The sequence below is a fragment of the Bradyrhizobium sp. 45 genome (assembly GCF_023073155.1).
Lineage (GTDB): Bacteria > Pseudomonadota > Alphaproteobacteria > Rhizobiales > Xanthobacteraceae > Bradyrhizobium > Bradyrhizobium canariense_D.
Window position 1 is genome coordinate 15,456 of record NZ_JADPIX010000080.1, and the last position, 15,448, is coordinate 30,903.

The 15,448-nt window shown below is 64.2% G+C and carries 19 protein-coding genes and 3 pseudogenes; 9 read left to right on the forward strand and 13 right to left on the reverse strand.

All coding sequences use genetic code 11. The features are described from left to right. Window positions 1–5 precede the first annotated feature (5 nt). A complete protein-coding gene (locus tag IVB42_RS42280) occupies window positions 6–395 on the reverse strand; it encodes an MOSC domain-containing protein (protein ID WP_346348268.1) in 390 nt (129 codons plus the stop codon). A gap of 18 nt (window positions 396–413) precedes the next feature. On the opposite strand from IVB42_RS42280, the gene IVB42_RS13705 reads away from it, so the two are divergent. Beyond that, on the forward strand, window positions 414–611 hold the full coding sequence (locus tag IVB42_RS13705) for a hypothetical protein (protein WP_247395346.1): 198 nt from the start codon (window positions 414–416) through the stop codon (window positions 609–611). Here IVB42_RS13705 and IVB42_RS13710 read toward each other — a convergent pair. Then, window positions 569–2,208, reverse strand: a pseudogene (locus tag IVB42_RS13710) (helix-hairpin-helix domain-containing protein). The gene IVB42_RS13705 and the pseudogene IVB42_RS13710 sit on opposite strands and share 43 nt — an antisense overlap. 562 nt (window positions 2,209–2,770) lie before the next feature. Between IVB42_RS13710 and IVB42_RS13715 the strand changes: the two are divergent. Beyond that, window positions 2,771–2,953, forward strand: coding sequence for a DUF3606 domain-containing protein (locus IVB42_RS13715; protein WP_247369574.1), 183 nt, complete (start codon window positions 2,771–2,773; stop codon window positions 2,951–2,953). A 52-nt stretch (window positions 2,954–3,005) separates the two neighbouring features. On the opposite strand, the pseudogene IVB42_RS13720 reads toward IVB42_RS13715, so the two are convergent. Together IVB42_RS13720 and IVB42_RS13725 are read right to left on the reverse strand one after the other, a co-directional pair. Continuing rightward, a pseudogene (locus tag IVB42_RS13720) lies at window positions 3,006–3,176 on the reverse strand (DNA polymerase III subunit epsilon); the annotation flags it as partial. A 251-nt stretch (window positions 3,177–3,427) separates the two neighbouring features. Further along, window positions 3,428–3,640, reverse strand: a complete 213-nt coding sequence (locus IVB42_RS13725) for a hypothetical protein (protein ID WP_247369573.1) — start codon at window positions 3,638–3,640, stop codon at window positions 3,428–3,430. Window positions 3,641–4,222: 582 nt separating this feature from the next. Between IVB42_RS13725 and IVB42_RS13730 the strand changes: the two genes are divergently transcribed. The 4 genes from IVB42_RS13730 (at window position 4,223) to IVB42_RS13745 (ending at window position 9,062) form a co-directional block, all read left to right on the forward strand. Then, window positions 4,223–4,423 carry a hypothetical protein gene (locus IVB42_RS13730; protein ID WP_247369570.1) on the forward strand — a complete coding sequence of 67 codons (201 nt, stop codon included), beginning with the start codon at window positions 4,223–4,225 and terminating at the stop codon, window positions 4,421–4,423. A 932-nt stretch (window positions 4,424–5,355) separates the two neighbouring features. Further along, complete coding sequence (locus tag IVB42_RS13735) at window positions 5,356–6,939, forward strand: hypothetical protein (protein WP_247369567.1); 1,584 nt, start codon at window positions 5,356–5,358, stop codon at window positions 6,937–6,939. Window positions 6,940–7,062: 123 nt separating this feature from the next. Continuing rightward, complete coding sequence (locus tag IVB42_RS13740; RefSeq protein WP_247369564.1) at window positions 7,063–8,328, forward strand: M20 family metallopeptidase; 1,266 nt, start codon at window positions 7,063–7,065, stop codon at window positions 8,326–8,328. A gap of 68 nt (window positions 8,329–8,396) precedes the next feature. Beyond that, window positions 8,397–9,062: a trimeric intracellular cation channel family protein gene (locus tag IVB42_RS13745; RefSeq protein ID WP_247470430.1), complete on the forward strand. Its 666-nt coding sequence runs from the start codon at window positions 8,397–8,399 to the stop codon at window positions 9,060–9,062. A 311-nt stretch (window positions 9,063–9,373) separates the two neighbouring features. Here the strand turns inward: IVB42_RS13745 and IVB42_RS13750 are convergent. Continuing rightward, a pseudogene (locus IVB42_RS13750) lies at window positions 9,374–9,574 on the reverse strand (hypothetical protein); the annotation flags it as partial. Window positions 9,575–9,587: 13 nt separating this feature from the next. Then, window positions 9,588–9,995 carry a hypothetical protein gene (locus IVB42_RS13755; protein ID WP_247369586.1) on the reverse strand — a complete coding sequence of 136 codons (408 nt, stop codon included), beginning with the start codon at window positions 9,993–9,995 and terminating at the stop codon, window positions 9,588–9,590. Here IVB42_RS13755 and IVB42_RS13760 point away from each other — a divergent pair. From IVB42_RS13760 to IVB42_RS13770, 3 genes are all read left to right on the forward strand, one after another. After that, complete coding sequence (locus IVB42_RS13760; protein ID WP_247369559.1) at window positions 9,990–10,274, forward strand: hypothetical protein; 285 nt, start codon at window positions 9,990–9,992, stop codon at window positions 10,272–10,274. The two genes, IVB42_RS13755 and IVB42_RS13760, sit on opposite strands and share 6 nt — an antisense overlap. Window positions 10,275–10,487: 213 nt before the next feature. After that, a complete protein-coding gene (locus IVB42_RS13765) occupies window positions 10,488–10,793 on the forward strand; it encodes a hypothetical protein (protein WP_247369556.1) in 306 nt (101 codons plus the stop codon). 30 nt (window positions 10,794–10,823) lie between these two features. Further along, on the forward strand, window positions 10,824–11,180 hold the full coding sequence (locus IVB42_RS13770) for a hypothetical protein (RefSeq protein ID WP_247369554.1): 357 nt from the start codon (window positions 10,824–10,826) through the stop codon (window positions 11,178–11,180). A 74-nt stretch (window positions 11,181–11,254) separates the two neighbouring features. Here IVB42_RS13770 and IVB42_RS13775 read toward each other — a convergent pair whose 3' ends face one another. The 7 genes from IVB42_RS13775 to IVB42_RS13805 form a co-directional block, all read right to left on the reverse strand. Continuing rightward, entirely contained in the window at window positions 11,255–11,668 is a 414-nt protein-coding gene (locus IVB42_RS13775) for a DUF2235 domain-containing protein (protein ID WP_256467259.1), read from the reverse strand. 370 nt (window positions 11,669–12,038) lie between these two features. Continuing rightward, window positions 12,039–12,488, reverse strand: a complete 450-nt coding sequence (locus IVB42_RS13780; protein WP_247369550.1) for a DUF6527 family protein — start codon at window positions 12,486–12,488, stop codon at window positions 12,039–12,041. Beyond that, the gene (locus IVB42_RS13785; protein ID WP_247369548.1) at window positions 12,485–13,660 is read right to left on the reverse strand and encodes a ThiF family adenylyltransferase; all 1,176 of its coding nucleotides are present in this window, start codon (window positions 13,658–13,660) and stop codon (window positions 12,485–12,487) included. Before IVB42_RS13785 ends, IVB42_RS13780 begins: the two co-directional genes overlap by 4 nt. Further along, window positions 13,635–14,042: a multiubiquitin domain-containing protein gene (locus IVB42_RS13790; protein ID WP_247369546.1), complete on the reverse strand. Its 408-nt coding sequence runs from the start codon at window positions 14,040–14,042 to the stop codon at window positions 13,635–13,637. Before IVB42_RS13790 ends, IVB42_RS13785 begins: the two co-directional genes overlap by 26 nt. A gap of 74 nt (window positions 14,043–14,116) precedes the next feature. Continuing rightward, a complete protein-coding gene (locus IVB42_RS13795) occupies window positions 14,117–14,332 on the reverse strand; it encodes a hypothetical protein (protein ID WP_247369544.1) in 216 nt (71 codons plus the stop codon). Further along, window positions 14,304–14,936: a PD-(D/E)XK nuclease family protein gene (locus IVB42_RS13800; protein ID WP_247369542.1), complete on the reverse strand. Its 633-nt coding sequence runs from the start codon at window positions 14,934–14,936 to the stop codon at window positions 14,304–14,306. The genes IVB42_RS13795 and IVB42_RS13800 overlap by 29 nt, the downstream gene beginning before the upstream one ends. Window positions 14,937–14,950: 14 nt before the next feature. Continuing rightward, on the reverse strand, window positions 14,951–15,256 hold the full coding sequence (locus IVB42_RS13805) for a hypothetical protein (RefSeq protein ID WP_247369540.1): 306 nt from the start codon (window positions 15,254–15,256) through the stop codon (window positions 14,951–14,953). Window positions 15,257–15,448: the final 192 nt, after the last annotated feature.

The following is a 15,448-nucleotide window of genomic DNA, read 5'->3' on the forward strand; positions in this document are numbered from 1 at the left end:
GTGTCCTACAGAGGCGGCAACGCGCGAAACGAAGACGATGGGAGCCGAACCCGCGCCGTATCGCCAGCCGCGACCGCTGCCCGGCCCGCACCACGCCAAGCACCCCGCATTTTGAATGGAGGGCCCGTTTCCGCCGACGAGAGCACCTGCCGTTTCAAGCCAGCCTGGAAGCGGTCGATGAGGACACAGGGCGTCTGGAGGCCGGTCAGCTCTATTATCGCGGTGGGCCCCAGCTCGACGAGGGACCCGAGCGGCAGCCGCTCGAGGTCGAGGCCGGCAGTTGTGATGTTCTCACCTAGGTCCCCCGCTGCGACCTCGAAGCCGGCTTCTAGGAGGCGTCCGTAGAGTTCACTCGCAATGAGGTGGACCTGTCTAAGATTGGGTAGGCGGGGCATCCGACGTGCGAGATAGCGATGCCGGACGAACGCGACGGCGTGGGCGTCACCGTCGATGCCATGGCCTTCCACAAGGACTATGCGGTCCCGGATCGGTTTGCTGAAGTGGTGACCGCGATCGGCGGCAACTGCGACCACGACGCCCTCCAGCGAGAGCGCGTGCGCCTGCGGCATCAGGCCGCCCGGGCGAACGAGCGCCGCTTCTGGCGGAGGTAGCGCGTGATTTCCGGAAGAGGCATCGCGTTCAGGACCCGGTCGGCTGGCACTCCGCCCTTGCGCGCCATCTCGACGCCCCAGTGCATGTGGTCGAGCTCGGGGATCGAGTGCGCGTCCGGATTGATGCTCAGCATGCAGCCGAAGTCGAGGGCGGCTTGGTGCCATCGCCAATCCAGATCGAGTCGCCATGGGTGGGCGTTGATTTCGACGACGACGTCATGCTTGGCGCATGCCCGAAGCACTTTCTCGACGTCAATTTCGTAGCCTGGCCGCCGCTGGAGCTGTCGCCCGGTCATGTGGCCGATGATGGTGGTGTGAGGATCGGAGACGGCCCGAAGCAGGCGCTGCGTCTGGGCCTTGCGGTCCAGTTTGAAGCGGCCATGGATGCTCGCAAGAATGAAATCGAACCCCTCAAGCACGTCGTTCGCATAGTCCAGCGAGCCGTCGGCCAGGATGTCGGACTCGATGCCTTTGAGGATCCGAAAATCCTTGCCGAAACGTTTGTTCAGCCGGTCGGCTTCGCGGTGCTGCTGCGCGATCTCCTCCACCGAGAGACCGCCCGCGTAGTGCGCCGACTTGGAATGGTCGGCGACCCCGAAATACTCGAAGCCGCGCTGGCGCGTGGCCTTGGCCATGGTCTCCAGGGTCTCGGTGCCGTCGGAGGCGTCGGTGTGGCAGTGAAGGATTCCCCGCAGGTCGTTGTCTGTGACGAGCTTCGGCAACTTGCCCTTCAGAGCCAGTTCGATCTCGCCGCGCCCTTCCCTGAGTTCGGGATCGATGAACGGCAGGCCGAGAGCACGATAGATCTCGACTTCGTCGCCGGCGATCAGCGTGCGGCCCTTGTGCAAGCCATCCGTCTCCAAGCGCCGGTGGCGAAAAGTAGGGCGGCGCCGAAGTGTTCGCGATCGGACAAGCGGATCTGCAATCCGTCCGCCGCGGATGCCTTCGGCGTCTTGTCGGCCTTGGCAGACTCCGCAGACTCCGCAACGACCGCGAGGTTCCCGACGAGTTCGCAGCCGCGGCGGAATTCGCCTGCGATCGTCACGCGCTTGAGCTCGGGCCGCGCCTTGCGAAGCGAGTCCTTGGCGTGCGCAAGCAGGGCGGCAGCACGGTGCAGGTGGAGGCGACCTTCTCCCCTTTTTGCGATGGCCAGGTTCTGCAGGATCTTGGTCTGCAGGGCGGCGCCCAATCCTTTGGCTTTCTTGATGCGGTCGTTCTTGGCGGCGGCCTCCAACTCCGCGAGCGAGGTGATGCCGAGATCCTTGTAGAGACGCAGCACCTTCTCGGGGCGGAGGCCGGGCACCGACAGCATCTCGAGCACACCCTCGGGAAACTCCTTGCGCAGCTTTTCAAGGTGCGGATGAGTGCCGCTCTTGTGGAGCTTGGTGATCATGTCGGCGATCGCCTCGCCGACGCCGGGGATTTCGGTAAGCCGGTCTTCGGCGATGAGCACGTGCAAAGGGACTGCGAGGGCCGCCAGGCTGTCGGCGGCCCGAGAATACGCTTTTGCCCTGTAGGGATTGCCGCCACGCAACGCGGTGCGCTGAGCGTACTCTCGCAGGAGACTTGCTACAATGCGAGCGTCGACGGAAGCCACTCAACGAGCCTCCCGTTCCGCGCCCCGCCTCGCCGCAGCAAAACCAGCTTGAGAGATCCGGCCGTCATCGGGCCGACCCTCGAGAGATGCCTCGAGCTTCTGCGCTGCCCGGAAGTCCTGAAGGTGCTGCGTGTTCGGGGCATAGGCGGCCTCCTTCTTGAGGAGATTGTAGATTCGGCCAACCACCAGCTGCAGATGCTTCATCCTGCCCCGCGGCATCGCTCGGGCTTTGCAAAGGGCCCGGAGAGCGTAAGCGCGGAAATAATCAAAAGCGTCGGACATGATCTCGGTAAACGGAGTCAATCGCCTATGGTTCGGTCGGCACCGCAGGATCGGAAGCCTGTTCGGCTGGTCATGAGGAACCTGACGCGTGGGCAGCGCGATCTTAAAAGTCGGCGCTCCACTCCATTCCACCGCGTTTCTCCGGTCGAAGGTGAAGCCCAGGCGCTCACAGACGGATGGCCGCTTGTCTCGAGTCCGGCGGCAATGGCGAGGAGCTTCGGGAACCCCGGGAATCGTTACGGCGTTGCACCGCCATCAGATGCGCAAGAAGGAGGAGCAGATGGCAGCCGCGAAGAAGACCACGCGAGGACGCAAGCAGGACCGGGCGCGCGTCGCCGGCGGGCAGAAGTACGAGGTCGGCTATGAGGCGAAGAAGACCGGCCGCTCCGTCTCCGCCGTCAAGAAGGCAGTCAAGAAAGTCGGCAATTCCCGCAAGCGGGTCGAGAAGCGTCTCGGCCGCTGAGCCGCGCTCTCTCGTGCCCCAATCCGGAGCCGGCCTGCTCAAGGCCGGCCGCTCAAGCCCGGCTCGAAAAGCGAGTGAAGGCGGTCAGCCGCTGGACGCCGGGCTCGACGTCACGCATGTAGATCTCGGTCCGCAGAAACGCGATCTCCTCGTCTACGGCAGTCTCACACACGTCGATGTACCAGCTCTTCGGACGACCATCGCTGCCGTCATTCCAGCGGTAGCTCGTCACCGGTGCAAGTCCACGTGCTTCCTCCGCCCCCCTTTCAAGCCGCTAGACCCGCGTTCAGGGCGAAATGCGATGCCGCACCCGTCTACGACCTCAAATCCTCGCTGGTGAGGCCAGAACCACCGGCTGGTACGCGAGCCTGGTCCTCGGGAGGCGCCCATCGGCGGCTCTCTGCGCGCGCTGCGGGAAGGCGGCCACGCTCGCGCGCTCTGCGCCACCATCAAGAACGAGCAGGGGCGTGGGCGTCAGGCCTCGCCGGATTCGGAGAAGCTCGATGCAGGCGGCGTCGTGCGAGACACCGGCAGCGGCCGCTCGGTCGGTCCAGATGCCGAGGGCTGACCGCCCCTGGTGTCATACCGCTTGGCGAGATCCAGGAGACGACGCCGGGTGAACGGATCAGCCTTTTCGGCCATCCCGCGGACCCGCTGCGCGAGACCTTGGTAGAACTCCTGCTCCATGACACGCCCCTCGACATCACTGCCGAAAGTTGAGTGCTCTGCGGTCGCGGAGTCAAGAAGGTCGCAATAGTGCGTGAACGCGGCCAGGATTTCATCGGCCAGCTTGAGCTCCCGATGTCGGCTGAATTAGAGTGCCATCGCAGGGGGAAACTGATGGCCATGCTCCATCCGGTCCGGAAGGCGTGCCCGGCGTGCGGCAAGCCGATGAAAGCTGTGCCTGACGAAGCTTCGGAAGGCCGGCCGCGGTACGTCTGCACCAATTGCAACGACGACCCTCTGCGCGATCCCAACGCCCTCAAATGGGCGCACGGCCCGCTGCGGCCTCCGGAGCCATAGTTCTTCGCGTTGGGAGCGGACTTGTCGTGAGCCTGGAACTGGCTTGGCCGGATGCCGTTAGTGCGGCGGGCCCGCGCGAATGCAAGGCCTGCGTGGCTCCGCCCTCAAGCCCCCCAGCCCCCAAAAGGCGGGGCCACGCTCAATCCTCTCCGTCCTTCCGCAGAATTTTTCCTCATCCCTAACTTGCGTGAATCCCAGGCTGGGCAGGTTCAGGCAGGATGCTGGCTTCGCTGGGAGAGACCTCCAATGTTCGATGCTGAAACCACCGCGCTTTTGCGCGCGGTCCTCGAAGATGTCTGCGAGAGCGTGTCTTGCTACGAGACCGCTGCCCGCACCCACGTGGCCTCCATGATCCTCGAAGCCGCGCGCAAGGGCGAGACCTCGGTCGACGGGCTTAAGCAGATCGGCAGGAGTGCACTTCGCGGGGCGCCGATCGTGTGGAATTGACTGCACTAAAGCGGAGCAGCGCGCGCCCAGCGCCGCTTGGCCTCGAACTAGCCGAGGCTTATCGCTCGAGCTAACAGGCTCGCGTCCAAGTGCACCTGATCGACGCATCGCTGCACCGGACCCGGGTAGTCCTGCTCTATCCAGGGCTCATCGGCAAAGCGAACGTCCTCGATCTTCGACAGCCGAAGGCAAATCCACCTGGCTTGTGGCGTACGCTTCGTGCGCGCGCTCGCTTCCACAAGGAGAACGAATGCGCGCTCCTCTCCGGTCGTGTGGCCCAGATCGAACCTGAGGCCGTCGGAACGGCTACAGCAAGAATGAGTTTTCCGGGATGTGGGCTGCGAACCTCGGAGACGCCGCGATGATCGAAATGTCTAATATCTCGGTGAAATGCCCCCGTTGCGGCACATGGCCTATGGCCGCGATCCTTCCGAAACCGACGAACCTTCTGCAGCACATTCGTTTCACGTGCCCGAAATGTCGTCACCAGGAGGAGGGTCGGCTAAGCCGAACGGCACAGCAAGGCTTCGACGCCGCTTAGGAATCGGTGTAGATCCCGACCGGAGGCTCTCGAGCCGAGCAAGCCGCATGATATTCACCTTGTCAGTCTAGGCGACCCCGTCGGCGGCGGCGTAGTGACTTACATGCTCGGGGGAGTTCAATATGTGGCTGTCGCCGGCGGAATAAAAATTTCATCGTTCTCACCGACAGCGGACCGGCCTGGGTCGCAATTTTATCACTCCCGGGTCGGCCGAAGCCGTAAGCCTCGGCTTCGGCCCCCTCCTGCCGGCGGAGGATACGGTGATGCCCACCACCAAGCCCGTATTTCACTGCTTTTGACGCTCAGACTGCGTGCGATGCCAGCCTTGGAGGCATGCCGTCCGGATTGAGAAGGCCCACGTCAACGTGCGCATGCGGAGAGGCGGTGACCCATGAGACGTATCAGACTGCTTTTCGCCGGAATCGCCTTGCTTTCCGTCGATGCCCACGCCCAAGAGGCGGCGATCAAAATCGATCCTTCGAAAATGATGCGGATAAGCTCGATCGATGAGCGGTTCCAGTCCTACAACATCGAAATGTTGGAAGTTACCGGCGGGATGTTCTGGAAGCCATACGGTCCGGTTTCGCGGAAGCAACCAAGCGGCACTTCGCAGAAATCGGATGTCCCCGCCGGCATGGACGCCAATCTGTACGAATATCGTCCGCCGGTCGATCTTTCGAACGGCAAGCTTCGCAAGCTCGCATCTGCGTTGGGCCCGGCGTACGTTCGAGTGAGCGGAACGTGGGCGAATACGACGTACTTCGCGGACGCGGATCCGGCGCCTTCGTCGCCGCCCTCCGGATTCAGCGGCGTGCTCAGCCGCGAACGGTGGAAGGGAGTGGTCGATTTCGCGGCGGCGAGCGATGCGAAGATAGTGACGTCGATGGCGATCAGTCCTGGGGTTCGCGATTCAGCCGGCGTCTGGACGCCTGGCCAGGCGAGGCGGCTTTTCGATTACACGCGTTCGATCGGCGGCGACATCGCAGCGGCCGAATTCATGAACGAACCTACGATGGCGACGATGGGGGGCGCGCCGAAAGGCTACGACGCGGAGTCCTTCGGTCGCGACTTCAAGCTCTTCGCGTCGTTCGTCAGGCAGGCGGCTTCGGGCATGCGCATCCTGGGCCCTGGCTCCGTAGGCGAGACGACGGCTCCGGATGCGATGATACACTACGGGTCTCAGGGCGTGATAGCGACGTCTGACATGCTTCGACGGATGGGTACGGACCTCGACGCGTTTTCCTACCATCACTATGGAGCGGCCTCGCAACGATGCGCAGGAACGGCCGGAATGCCGCAGACGAGCGCTGATACGGCGCTCTCCGAAGAGTGGCTCGCCCGCACCGACCTGACCCTCGCGTTCTATCGCAACCTTCGTGACGAGTTTGATCCCGGAAAGCCGATGTGGCTTACCGAGACGGCAGATGCCGCCTGCGGCGGAAATCCCTGGGCCTCCACGTTTCTCGATACTTTCCGATATCTCGACCAGTTGGGGCGCTTGGCGAGGCAAGGTGTTCAAGTGGTGATGCACAACACTTTGGCGGCGAGCGATTACGCGCTCCTCGACGAGAATACGCTGAGCCCGCGCCCAAATTATTGGGCTGCGTTGTTGTGGCGCAAGCTGATGGGGACGACGGTTCTGGACTCCGCCGTTGAGATCGCCGAGGGGCAGCATGTCTACGCGCACTGCCTGCGCGGCGTGCCCGGCGGCGTCGCCCTGCTTGTCCTAAACAATTCAAACAGTGAGACCGTCATGGAGATACCGCTGGAAGGCAGGCGATACACTCTCTCCGCCGAGCAAATGCGGAGCGGCGATGTCGAATTGAACGGGATGTTGCTCAAGCTCGACGAGGGGGGCGATTTTCCGGCCATCGAAGGCGCGGCGACCGCCACGGGATCCGTGTCGTTCGCGCCGGGTACGATCACTTTTCTGACAATCGGGAGTTCACGGAACGCTGCTTGTGGCAGTTCATGAAAGAGATTTGGGAATGGCGTCGCCGTGGCCTAGCCGAAGCTTCGTCAGCCCAGTCAAAATCGCTTGCGCCAAAAAAGAAAGGAGCGAAGACTGGATCGCTTCAGTCATGCGATGGAGCCGCCCATGACCGTCAACGGGAACTCTTCCGATCCGGCACTCCGAAACCTGGAAGCCCTGCTCCCCGACTTGGCTGATCTCTACAAGGACGTGCATTCGCATCCCGAATTGTCGATGCAGGAGACCCGCACGGCGGGACTGGCGGCGGACCGTCTTCGTGCCGCTGGTTACGAAGTCACGACCGGCGTCGGCAAGACCGGCGTTGTAGGTCTGCTCCGGAACGGCGAAGGGCCCACCGTAATGCTGCGCGCCGACATGGATGCGCTGCCGGTCCAGGAGGCAACCGGTCTTTCCTACGCCAGCAAGGCGACGGCGACGGATCGCGACGGCAACACCGTTCCTGTCTCGCATATGTGCGGCCACGACATGCACGTCACCTGGCTGGCGGGCGCCTCCAAGCTGATGGCGGATGCGCGGACTTCTTGGCGCGGCACGTTGATGGCGGTCTTCCAGCCCGCCGAGGAAACGGGCGAAGGCGCGCAGGCCATGATCGACGACGGCCTGTTCAAGCGCTTTCCCAAACCGGACGTGATCCTGGGCCAGCACGTCATGGTGGGTCCGTCTGGCACGGTCGCCGGCCGCGCCGGCGCGATCACGTCGGCGGCGGACAGCCTTCAGATACGGCTGTTCGGACGAGGGGCGCACGGCTCGATGCCTCAGGCCAGCATCGATCCCGTCGTCATGGCCGCCTCGACCGTGCTGCGGCTGCAGACGATCGTGTCGCGCGAAGTCGCTGCCGCTGAAGCCGCCGTTCTGACCGTGGGCGTCCTGCAGGCAGGCACCAAGGAGAACGTCATTCCGGACGAGGCCATCATCAAACTGAATGTCCGGACCTTCGACGCCGGGGTCCGCCAGCGCGTCCTGGCCGCCATCGAGCGGATTGCCAATGCCGAAGCGGCCGCTTCGGGAGCGCCTCGACCGCCGGAGATCACGACCATCGATCAGTACCCTCTCAACGTGAACAACCAGGAAGCTACAAGCCGCGTGGTGGATGCGTTCCGAGGATATTTCGGCACCGACCGTATACGGGCAACGGGTCCGGCCCCGGCCAGCGAGGATTTCGGATCGTTTGGGTCCGAATGGCATGTGCCATCGGTCTTCTGGTTCGTCGGTGGCACTGATCCGGCGACCTATGCGAAGGCCAGGGAGGCGAACAAGATCAACGAACTACCGGTCAATCACAGTCCGAAATTCGCGCCCGTTCTCCATCCGACGCTGCAAACCGGCGTCGAAGCGCTGGTCGCGGCGGCACGCGCCTGGCTGCCGGCCTAGAATGCCGGTCTGTTTCCCGGTCGATCGAAGCATGCTCGTCCTCTCTTGAGGCAAGGAGAGCCGGATCAATGGACAAGCTTCCGATCGTACTCGATCTGACCGGCACTTTCGTCTTCGCACTCAGCGGGGCATTGGCAGGCGCGAGGCGAGAGCTCGATCTGTTCGGCGTTCTGGTTTTGTCGTTCGCTGCCGGCAATTCGGGAGGGATCACGCGCGATCTTCTGATCGGCGCCGTGCCGCCCGGTGCGGTCGGCGACTGGCGCTATCTCGGCGTGTCGCTCGTGGCCGGCCTCATCACCTTTTACTGCTCGCCCCTCATCGTGCGGATGTCGAATCCGATCCTCATTTTCGACGCTGCGGGCCTCGCGCTATTCGCCGTCGCAGGCTCGTCGAAGGCGCTGTCGTTCGGGCTAAATCCGCTAATGGCGACGGTGCTGGGCCTGGTCACCGGGATCGGCGGCGGCATGGTGCGCGACGTCTTGCTGGCCGAGATTCCGACGGTGCTACGCGCCGAACTCTACGCCGTCGCGGCCCTTGTTGCGTCGGCAATCGTCGTGGTCGGCCACATGATGCAGTTGCCGGTCGCCGCGGTCACGTCGATGGCGCTGATTTCCTGTTTCTTGCTCCGCGTCGTGGCGATCAGGCGAGGTTGGCGCCTTCCGGTCGCGAAAATCGCGAAACGCAAGGACGCCGACGTCGCGAAGCGAAATCAGACGGGACCCGGAAGTTCCTAAGCGCGGATGCGCAACGATCGGCTCCGGATCCCTCGGAGAGCGGAGGCTGGAATGGCAAAGAGGTCATCGTTTGTGGCAAGCTGTTCGACGGCTGAGCGACGCGATGTGCGGACCGGCGGAGATCTTGATCGAAGACGATGCCATTTCCGAGGTGTCGGACTCGGTCGGACGTCCAGGCGGAGCGAATGTCATCGGCCTCGGCGACCGGACCGTGTCCCCCGGCTTAGGCGATATGCCGAGGCCGCCCGCCATGCTGGGACCGCGGTCTTCAGAACGTGAAGAGGATGGAACCTTACCAAGAGTAGCGTCCGGTCGCCGTCCGACCACATGCGCTCGTTCCAGCTTTCCGCAAGAAGCTTGTCCGCCGTCCGGATCAGGGACTTGCCCTTGGTTCTGGCTTCCTGGGATTGCGCAGCGAGGATCGTCGTCATCGCGCGGGCGCGGCCGAGCTCCTTGGCGAGCGCTTTGCGGTCGCCTCCGGAAAGCGGCGTCGGGTGATGCTTCGGTGCCATGGCCGTTCGCCGGCTAGGGCACGTCGTACGCCGGCCAGCAGCCGTCTTCCTCATGTCGCCCTGTCCGCTGGGAGCACGTGTTGTCTAGGAGGCGTTGGCCGACGTCCCGCCAGATCGCGTCGGGACCGTACAGCCGGGTGGCATCTACCGTCTGGATCTCGACGGCACGACCGCAGCGGCGGCAGCCCACCCGCAGTAAATGCTGGGGAATTTGGCTCAGCCGCAGCGCCGCTCCGGAGCCGCTCGGTCGCGCCTCGGCGCCCGAATCGTCCAATAGCGCCCGCCAGTAGTCGACTGGAAGGTCGTCTGCCGGTCCTAGGGCGGGCGCTGGCGGGGATTTTTGATCGCCGCTGTCGGGCGCTGATCGAGTGCATCTCGGTAATGCTCTACATCGGCGACGTGAACATTCCTGCAGATGAATGGGACTGCCGCAAGCGGTTGTTCATCCTTCATCTCGCCCGCCTCGGCCGACCAGCGTGCGGTCGACCTGCGGCCCGGCTTCACCGGCGCGCCCGACAACATGTCGCCGCGCGCGGCACCCGGCGGCGTGGCCGGGTACGCCGTGCCCCTCGGCGCGAACGGCGGCCAGGTCGGCGCGAACTGGAGTTCGCGCAGCGGCAACACGAACGCCGGCGGCTACGTCGGCGGCAATTTCGGCGGCGGCTATCAGACCGGCGTCGGCTTCGGCTTCCGCTACTAAAGCGAAAGGCGGAGATATTCTCTTCCGCCTCGTTGCTTCTCACAAAGGTCAAGGCACCCGGGGGACAAATTCCCGGGTGCTTTTCCCATCGGGGGCACGTTCGACCGAGCCCCCGATGCACCCTCGCGATTTTTCGAGCGCGAATTGCCACAACATCGGTGTTGGAGCCCGTGGCCCCAACGAATGCATCTCAACGAACGAGGAACTACGATCATGTCCAAAACATCGATACTCGCGACAAGCGTTCTGACGATCGCCGTCGCAGGATACGTCTCGTCCGCGTCGGCCGACCAGCGCGCGGTCGAACGTCCCAGCCCCGTCAGCATGCTGTACGTGCCGCTTCCGTCCGCCGACGTCGATGGCCTCAACAGCCGCGATTGGGAGCAGGTGAAGAAGGATCTGGAGAAGATCATCCACGACCGGCTCAATCGGGGCTTGCCGCCGATTCCGCGCTTCCGGTCACCCAGCGCTCCCTGCATCGACGGCTGCAAGCCGTCAATCCCCGAATTGGCCTTTTGAGCCGCCATCACGTCCATGGAGAACCTCAAGATGACCAGGCATACGAAAGCTCTGACGATCGCGATCGCCGTCCTCGCTTCGAGTCCCGTTTTGCTGCCGAGCACCGTCTCCGCCGCCTGCAACGGATGCACCGTCGACGTGCCGGACGGCTCGCTCCCCGCGCGCGCTTACGGCGAGGCGGCCGGTGGCGCCGTCGGCGCCATGGTGGGCGGCGCCGTCGGATCGGCGGTGGGAGGAGCCGTCGGCACGGCTGCAGGTGGCGTTGCGGGCGGCGTCGGCGGCGGGATCGTCGGCGGCGCCGCTGGAACGGCGATGGGCGATCACGCCGGCACCTTCTACGGCGGAGCCGCCGGCGGTCTCATCGATCGCATGAACGGCGGCAGATAGGTCGTTCTCCGGCCCCAGCCGGCGCCACCCGAGCGAGTCGGCTCCGACGCGTCCGCGCCGGAGCCGAAATCTTTTTAGATGCTCGCTATCGACGAGAGCAGGAAGGTCGGGAGGTTGCCGAGCGCCGCGACGGTGTCGTAGACGCCGACGAAGTAGGGATAGACGTTGGCGTTGTCCTGGACGGCCGCGTCAGCCGATCCGTAGCGCCGCCGGAAGGCGCGTGCGATGCGCTCGCGCGTCTCGATCAGGAACTTCTGGCGCGCGGTGGCCTTGTCGATCTTCCTCGGCTCGGTGAACTGGTACACGTGCTTGACCGCCTCGGCGGCGAGTTCGCGCGCGGACGCGTCGTTGAGCTTGAGCGGAGTGTTCGCATCGTCGGCGACATGCGCCGGAATTCCGCAGCGCGCGACGATGCCGGCCAGGCAGCGCGCGGTGTACGCGCCCCTCGAAAATCCGATCATGAAGATGCGGTCGTCGGGACGCCACAACTGGATGAGCGCGGCCTAGCAGTCGATTAGGTTGCGCGTGATGCCGAAGCCAGTCGCCCGGGCCACCGTGTTGTGGATCCAGCGCAGCGCCTTGCCGAAGATGTTGGCGCCGTCGGCCTGCGAACCGAGGCCTGGGTCGTAGAACGCGACCTGTTCGCGCGGATCGATGGTCGTCGGGGCCGCAGCGGCTCGCCCGGTGCATCTTGTAGACGTTCGTGCGCGCCTCGTCGAAGCGGAAGCCGCCGGCCTGGCCGGTGCCGTCCGAGTAGATCACCACGTTCTTCACCATCATTCTCTCCAATCGCTCGGATCGAGGGTTCGCTGGTTCGCCGACCGTCCGCGTTTCGCGTCCGGTCGACGGTATCGTTCGTCAGAGCTCCGTGAAGGCTGACTTCAGTCTGGCCATCAGCCGATCGAGCCACGACGGTTCGCCCCGTTTCTCGCCCTGCACGGAAACGCCGGTCGCCGCGGGCGTGCCAGCGAGGTAGGTCGTGCGCGCTTCCTTGTCCCGGCGGCGGCCGGCCTCGACCTGTGCCTTCGTCCACTGCGGCGCCTCGATCACCCGGCCTGCGCTGACCACGTAGTGGGAGCGGCAGCGCAGATTCCAGTTGCCGATCGAGGGATGCAGCGAGACCACATCCCCGTCGAACGACATCTGCCATTGCGCCGGGCTGAACGGCGTGACGACTTCCTCGCCGCAGCCGCAGCAGCACCGATGCGTCGCCGTCGCATACTCCATCGACAGGTACAGCACGCCGGGCTCGATGCTGTCGGGCATAGTCTCGACGAAGCGGTGTCGAAGCTGCCTGGTCCTGATCATGACCGGTCACCGTTCAGCAGCATGTTGCCGTCGGTCGTGTAGGTGGAGTGATGTTCTCGCTCCAGGTCGCGATAGAAACCGCGGATCTTCTTCCACTTCACGACCGCCATCGCCGCGTTGAGCGCGTTCAGGTCCGCCACCTGGATGTTGGTGGCATACAGATCGTTCTCGTCGCCGGCGCTGCCGAACGAGATGCGGCCGCCGTGCACGTGCGCCCTTATGTCCGGCGTGCTCGCGGTCACCCGCAGGATGCCGCCGAGCGATCCGTCGACCAACTCGAGGCCCATGCCGACGTCGACGAAGGGAATGCCCATCTCCTCGCACTTCTGCACCGCGAGCTTCTTCGGCTCTCCCGCATCCATGCAGATGAAGGCGAAGGTCGCGCCGTCGAGCAGGTGAAGGTTGTTCCGATCCAGCGCGACCGGGTGCGGAACGATGTTCCGGTGCATCTTGGAATAGATGCCGGCGAGGTAGTGGACCTTCTTCTGCACCTGACGCAGTTCGTCGAGCGATGCCGCGCCGGGGGTCCGGAACGCGTTGTGCGTCAGGAAGTCGTCGCCGTCGATGGCCCGGATCTCGGCGACCGGCGTCTTCGCGACCAGGTCGAAGGCATAAGCGCCGGTGCCGCCGAGACCGATAAACACCACCCGCTCGTTCTTGAGCAGCGCCGTCAAGGCGCCGATGCCGACGCGATCGGACGCGGTCTCGGTGTAGTTGAAGACGGTGTCGTCCTCCGGCTCGGGCGCCGCGTAGGAACGAAGCTTGAGCTCCGGTTTGACCACGGCCGCCGGGCCGGCGATGACGCCGGCGTAGGTCGTCATCTTTGCGTGGTAGTCCGCGTAGCCCTCGGGAGGCTTGCAGGAAAAGGAAAACCTGGCCGTCAGCCCGTTGCCGAGATCGACCACGGCGTTGGCGTGACGCAGCGCCTCGATTTCCTTGCCATCCTTGTCGCACGGATAATCGCCGTCCCATTGCACCACGTGCGTATCAGGGCGCTGGGTGACGTCGCCGGCCAAGGTGAGGGACGAGATCAGGCGTCCCAGCCTGACCTCGCCCTTTGCGTCGACGTAGGGCACCTCTATCACGAGGAGGCCGCCGCGGATCCGCACCGGGTAGCCTTCCTCGCGGAGCTTGCCGAGGTCGGGGTTACGATCGAATGGTTTTTGTGACATTGAAGATCGTCCCTTCCTTCTTGACCTTGACGTGGCCGCCGGGGCCGAGTTCGCCGGCGTGCGGCTCCGATGCGGCGTGGCGATACGTCATCGAGAACGCCACGTCGGGATCGTGCGAGCCGGGAAAGGCGATCTGCACGATCTCCTCGAAGCTGACGGTGTCGCCATTCACCGTGCGCTTGCGCGCGTTCACGACGATCTCGGACTCGCGCGGATGGAGCGCTTCCTCGAGTTCGTGCTCCGCGTCGGCCAGCTCATGCTCGGCGCGCTGTTCCTGCTGGTGGGCCTTTTCGAGGTCCTGTTCGGCGTGGTGGATGTGTTCCAGAGCACGTTCCACCGGATTTCCGTGCTCCGGCGGGGAAGAGGGGTCGTCCATGGTCATGTTGCACCTATCGGTTGGGTGAGCCCTGCGGCCCTCACCCCACTAATCGGTGCGGCAAACCTCGACCGGTAATCTCAGGCGAACTTTTTTCTGAAGGAGCCAGCCGGCACCGGCCCGCAAACGAAGAAGGCCGGACAATTCGGGCAGGTAAAGAGAGAGGCCTTCGGGGCGAACGCGCCGGCGCGAATACCGGAGAGCGCATCTTCGATGTTTTTCTTTTTTGTTTTCAATGACTTGTCGGTGAACGAGATGTCGGACGTCTCATGATCGGACAGGTGCTGCACCTGCACGGCGGCACCGGGCGCGTTCGTCCGCGCAGCGATGGCGAACGCCCCGGCTTCGATCTCCTTGACGTCGTCTTCCCTGTAGTGGCCGGTCTGGATTCTTCGGAATGACCGTTTTCCCCCCTTCAGCACCAGCACGTCGTCCGGCGACGACGATTTCGTCGGCCTCGATGGAAAATCGCAGCGGGACCGGCGCCGTCGCGGCGAGACCGGCGCGCTGGGCCAGGAAGTAGCCGATCATGTCCGACGCCAGCGCGAGGAATTCCTGAGCGTAACCGTGCTCGTTCAACTTCCGCTCTGCGAAGGCTTGGTCGATCAGGCCCGCGAGCTGGCTTGCGTCCGGAGCCGGACCTCCCCGCGAAACGATCTCCTTGAACACGGCGCGGACCGCGTCGTGCAACTGCAAAAACGGGGTCGGTGTCCGGCGGCCCCCGACGTTCAGCACGTGTGTGTAGAAGAAGCGGCGCTGGCACGATGCGTAGAGACCGATCTGGAAAGCGCTCACCGAGACGGCGCCGTCGATCTCGATCGGGATGGGCAGCTTCTCCGGCGGCGCGGGGCAGTCGGCCAGGTCGTCGAGATGCCGCGCGGCGAGCCCGATGCGTCTCACGAATTCAGAAGGTTCTACTTTGAAACGCGCAACTTGGAGATCGAGTTGCCGATCTGGGTGAAGGCGGTGTCGATCTCACTCGGGCTGCTCAGCATGAAGAAGTTTGCTGATCCGCTCGCACATTTGGGCAGCACGGGCGACACGCCGGTCCCGCCATCAAGCTGGACCGTGTAGATGGTCGTGTTCTTAGCCTTGACCGCGGCGCATAGAGCCTCCATCCGCGTGTCGATCTTGCCGCGTTCAGTCGAGGACGAGGTCATGGACCCGTCACCGTTCCAGCGGTTGACGATGTTCTGGCCGTCGGTGAATAGGATGATCACGTGCCGGTAGACGTTGTTGACGTCCTCGGCCGGTGCGTTCAGCGGCGCCTGCTGCAGCAGCGATAGCCAGCCCCAGTGCAGGCCGATGGTCTAATTGGTGCCGCCGTTCGCCGACATCGCGTCGATGGTGCTCTTGACGGTGCTGGCTGTGCTGGTCAGCGCCAGCAATTTGGCCGGGCAGTACGGGTCTTG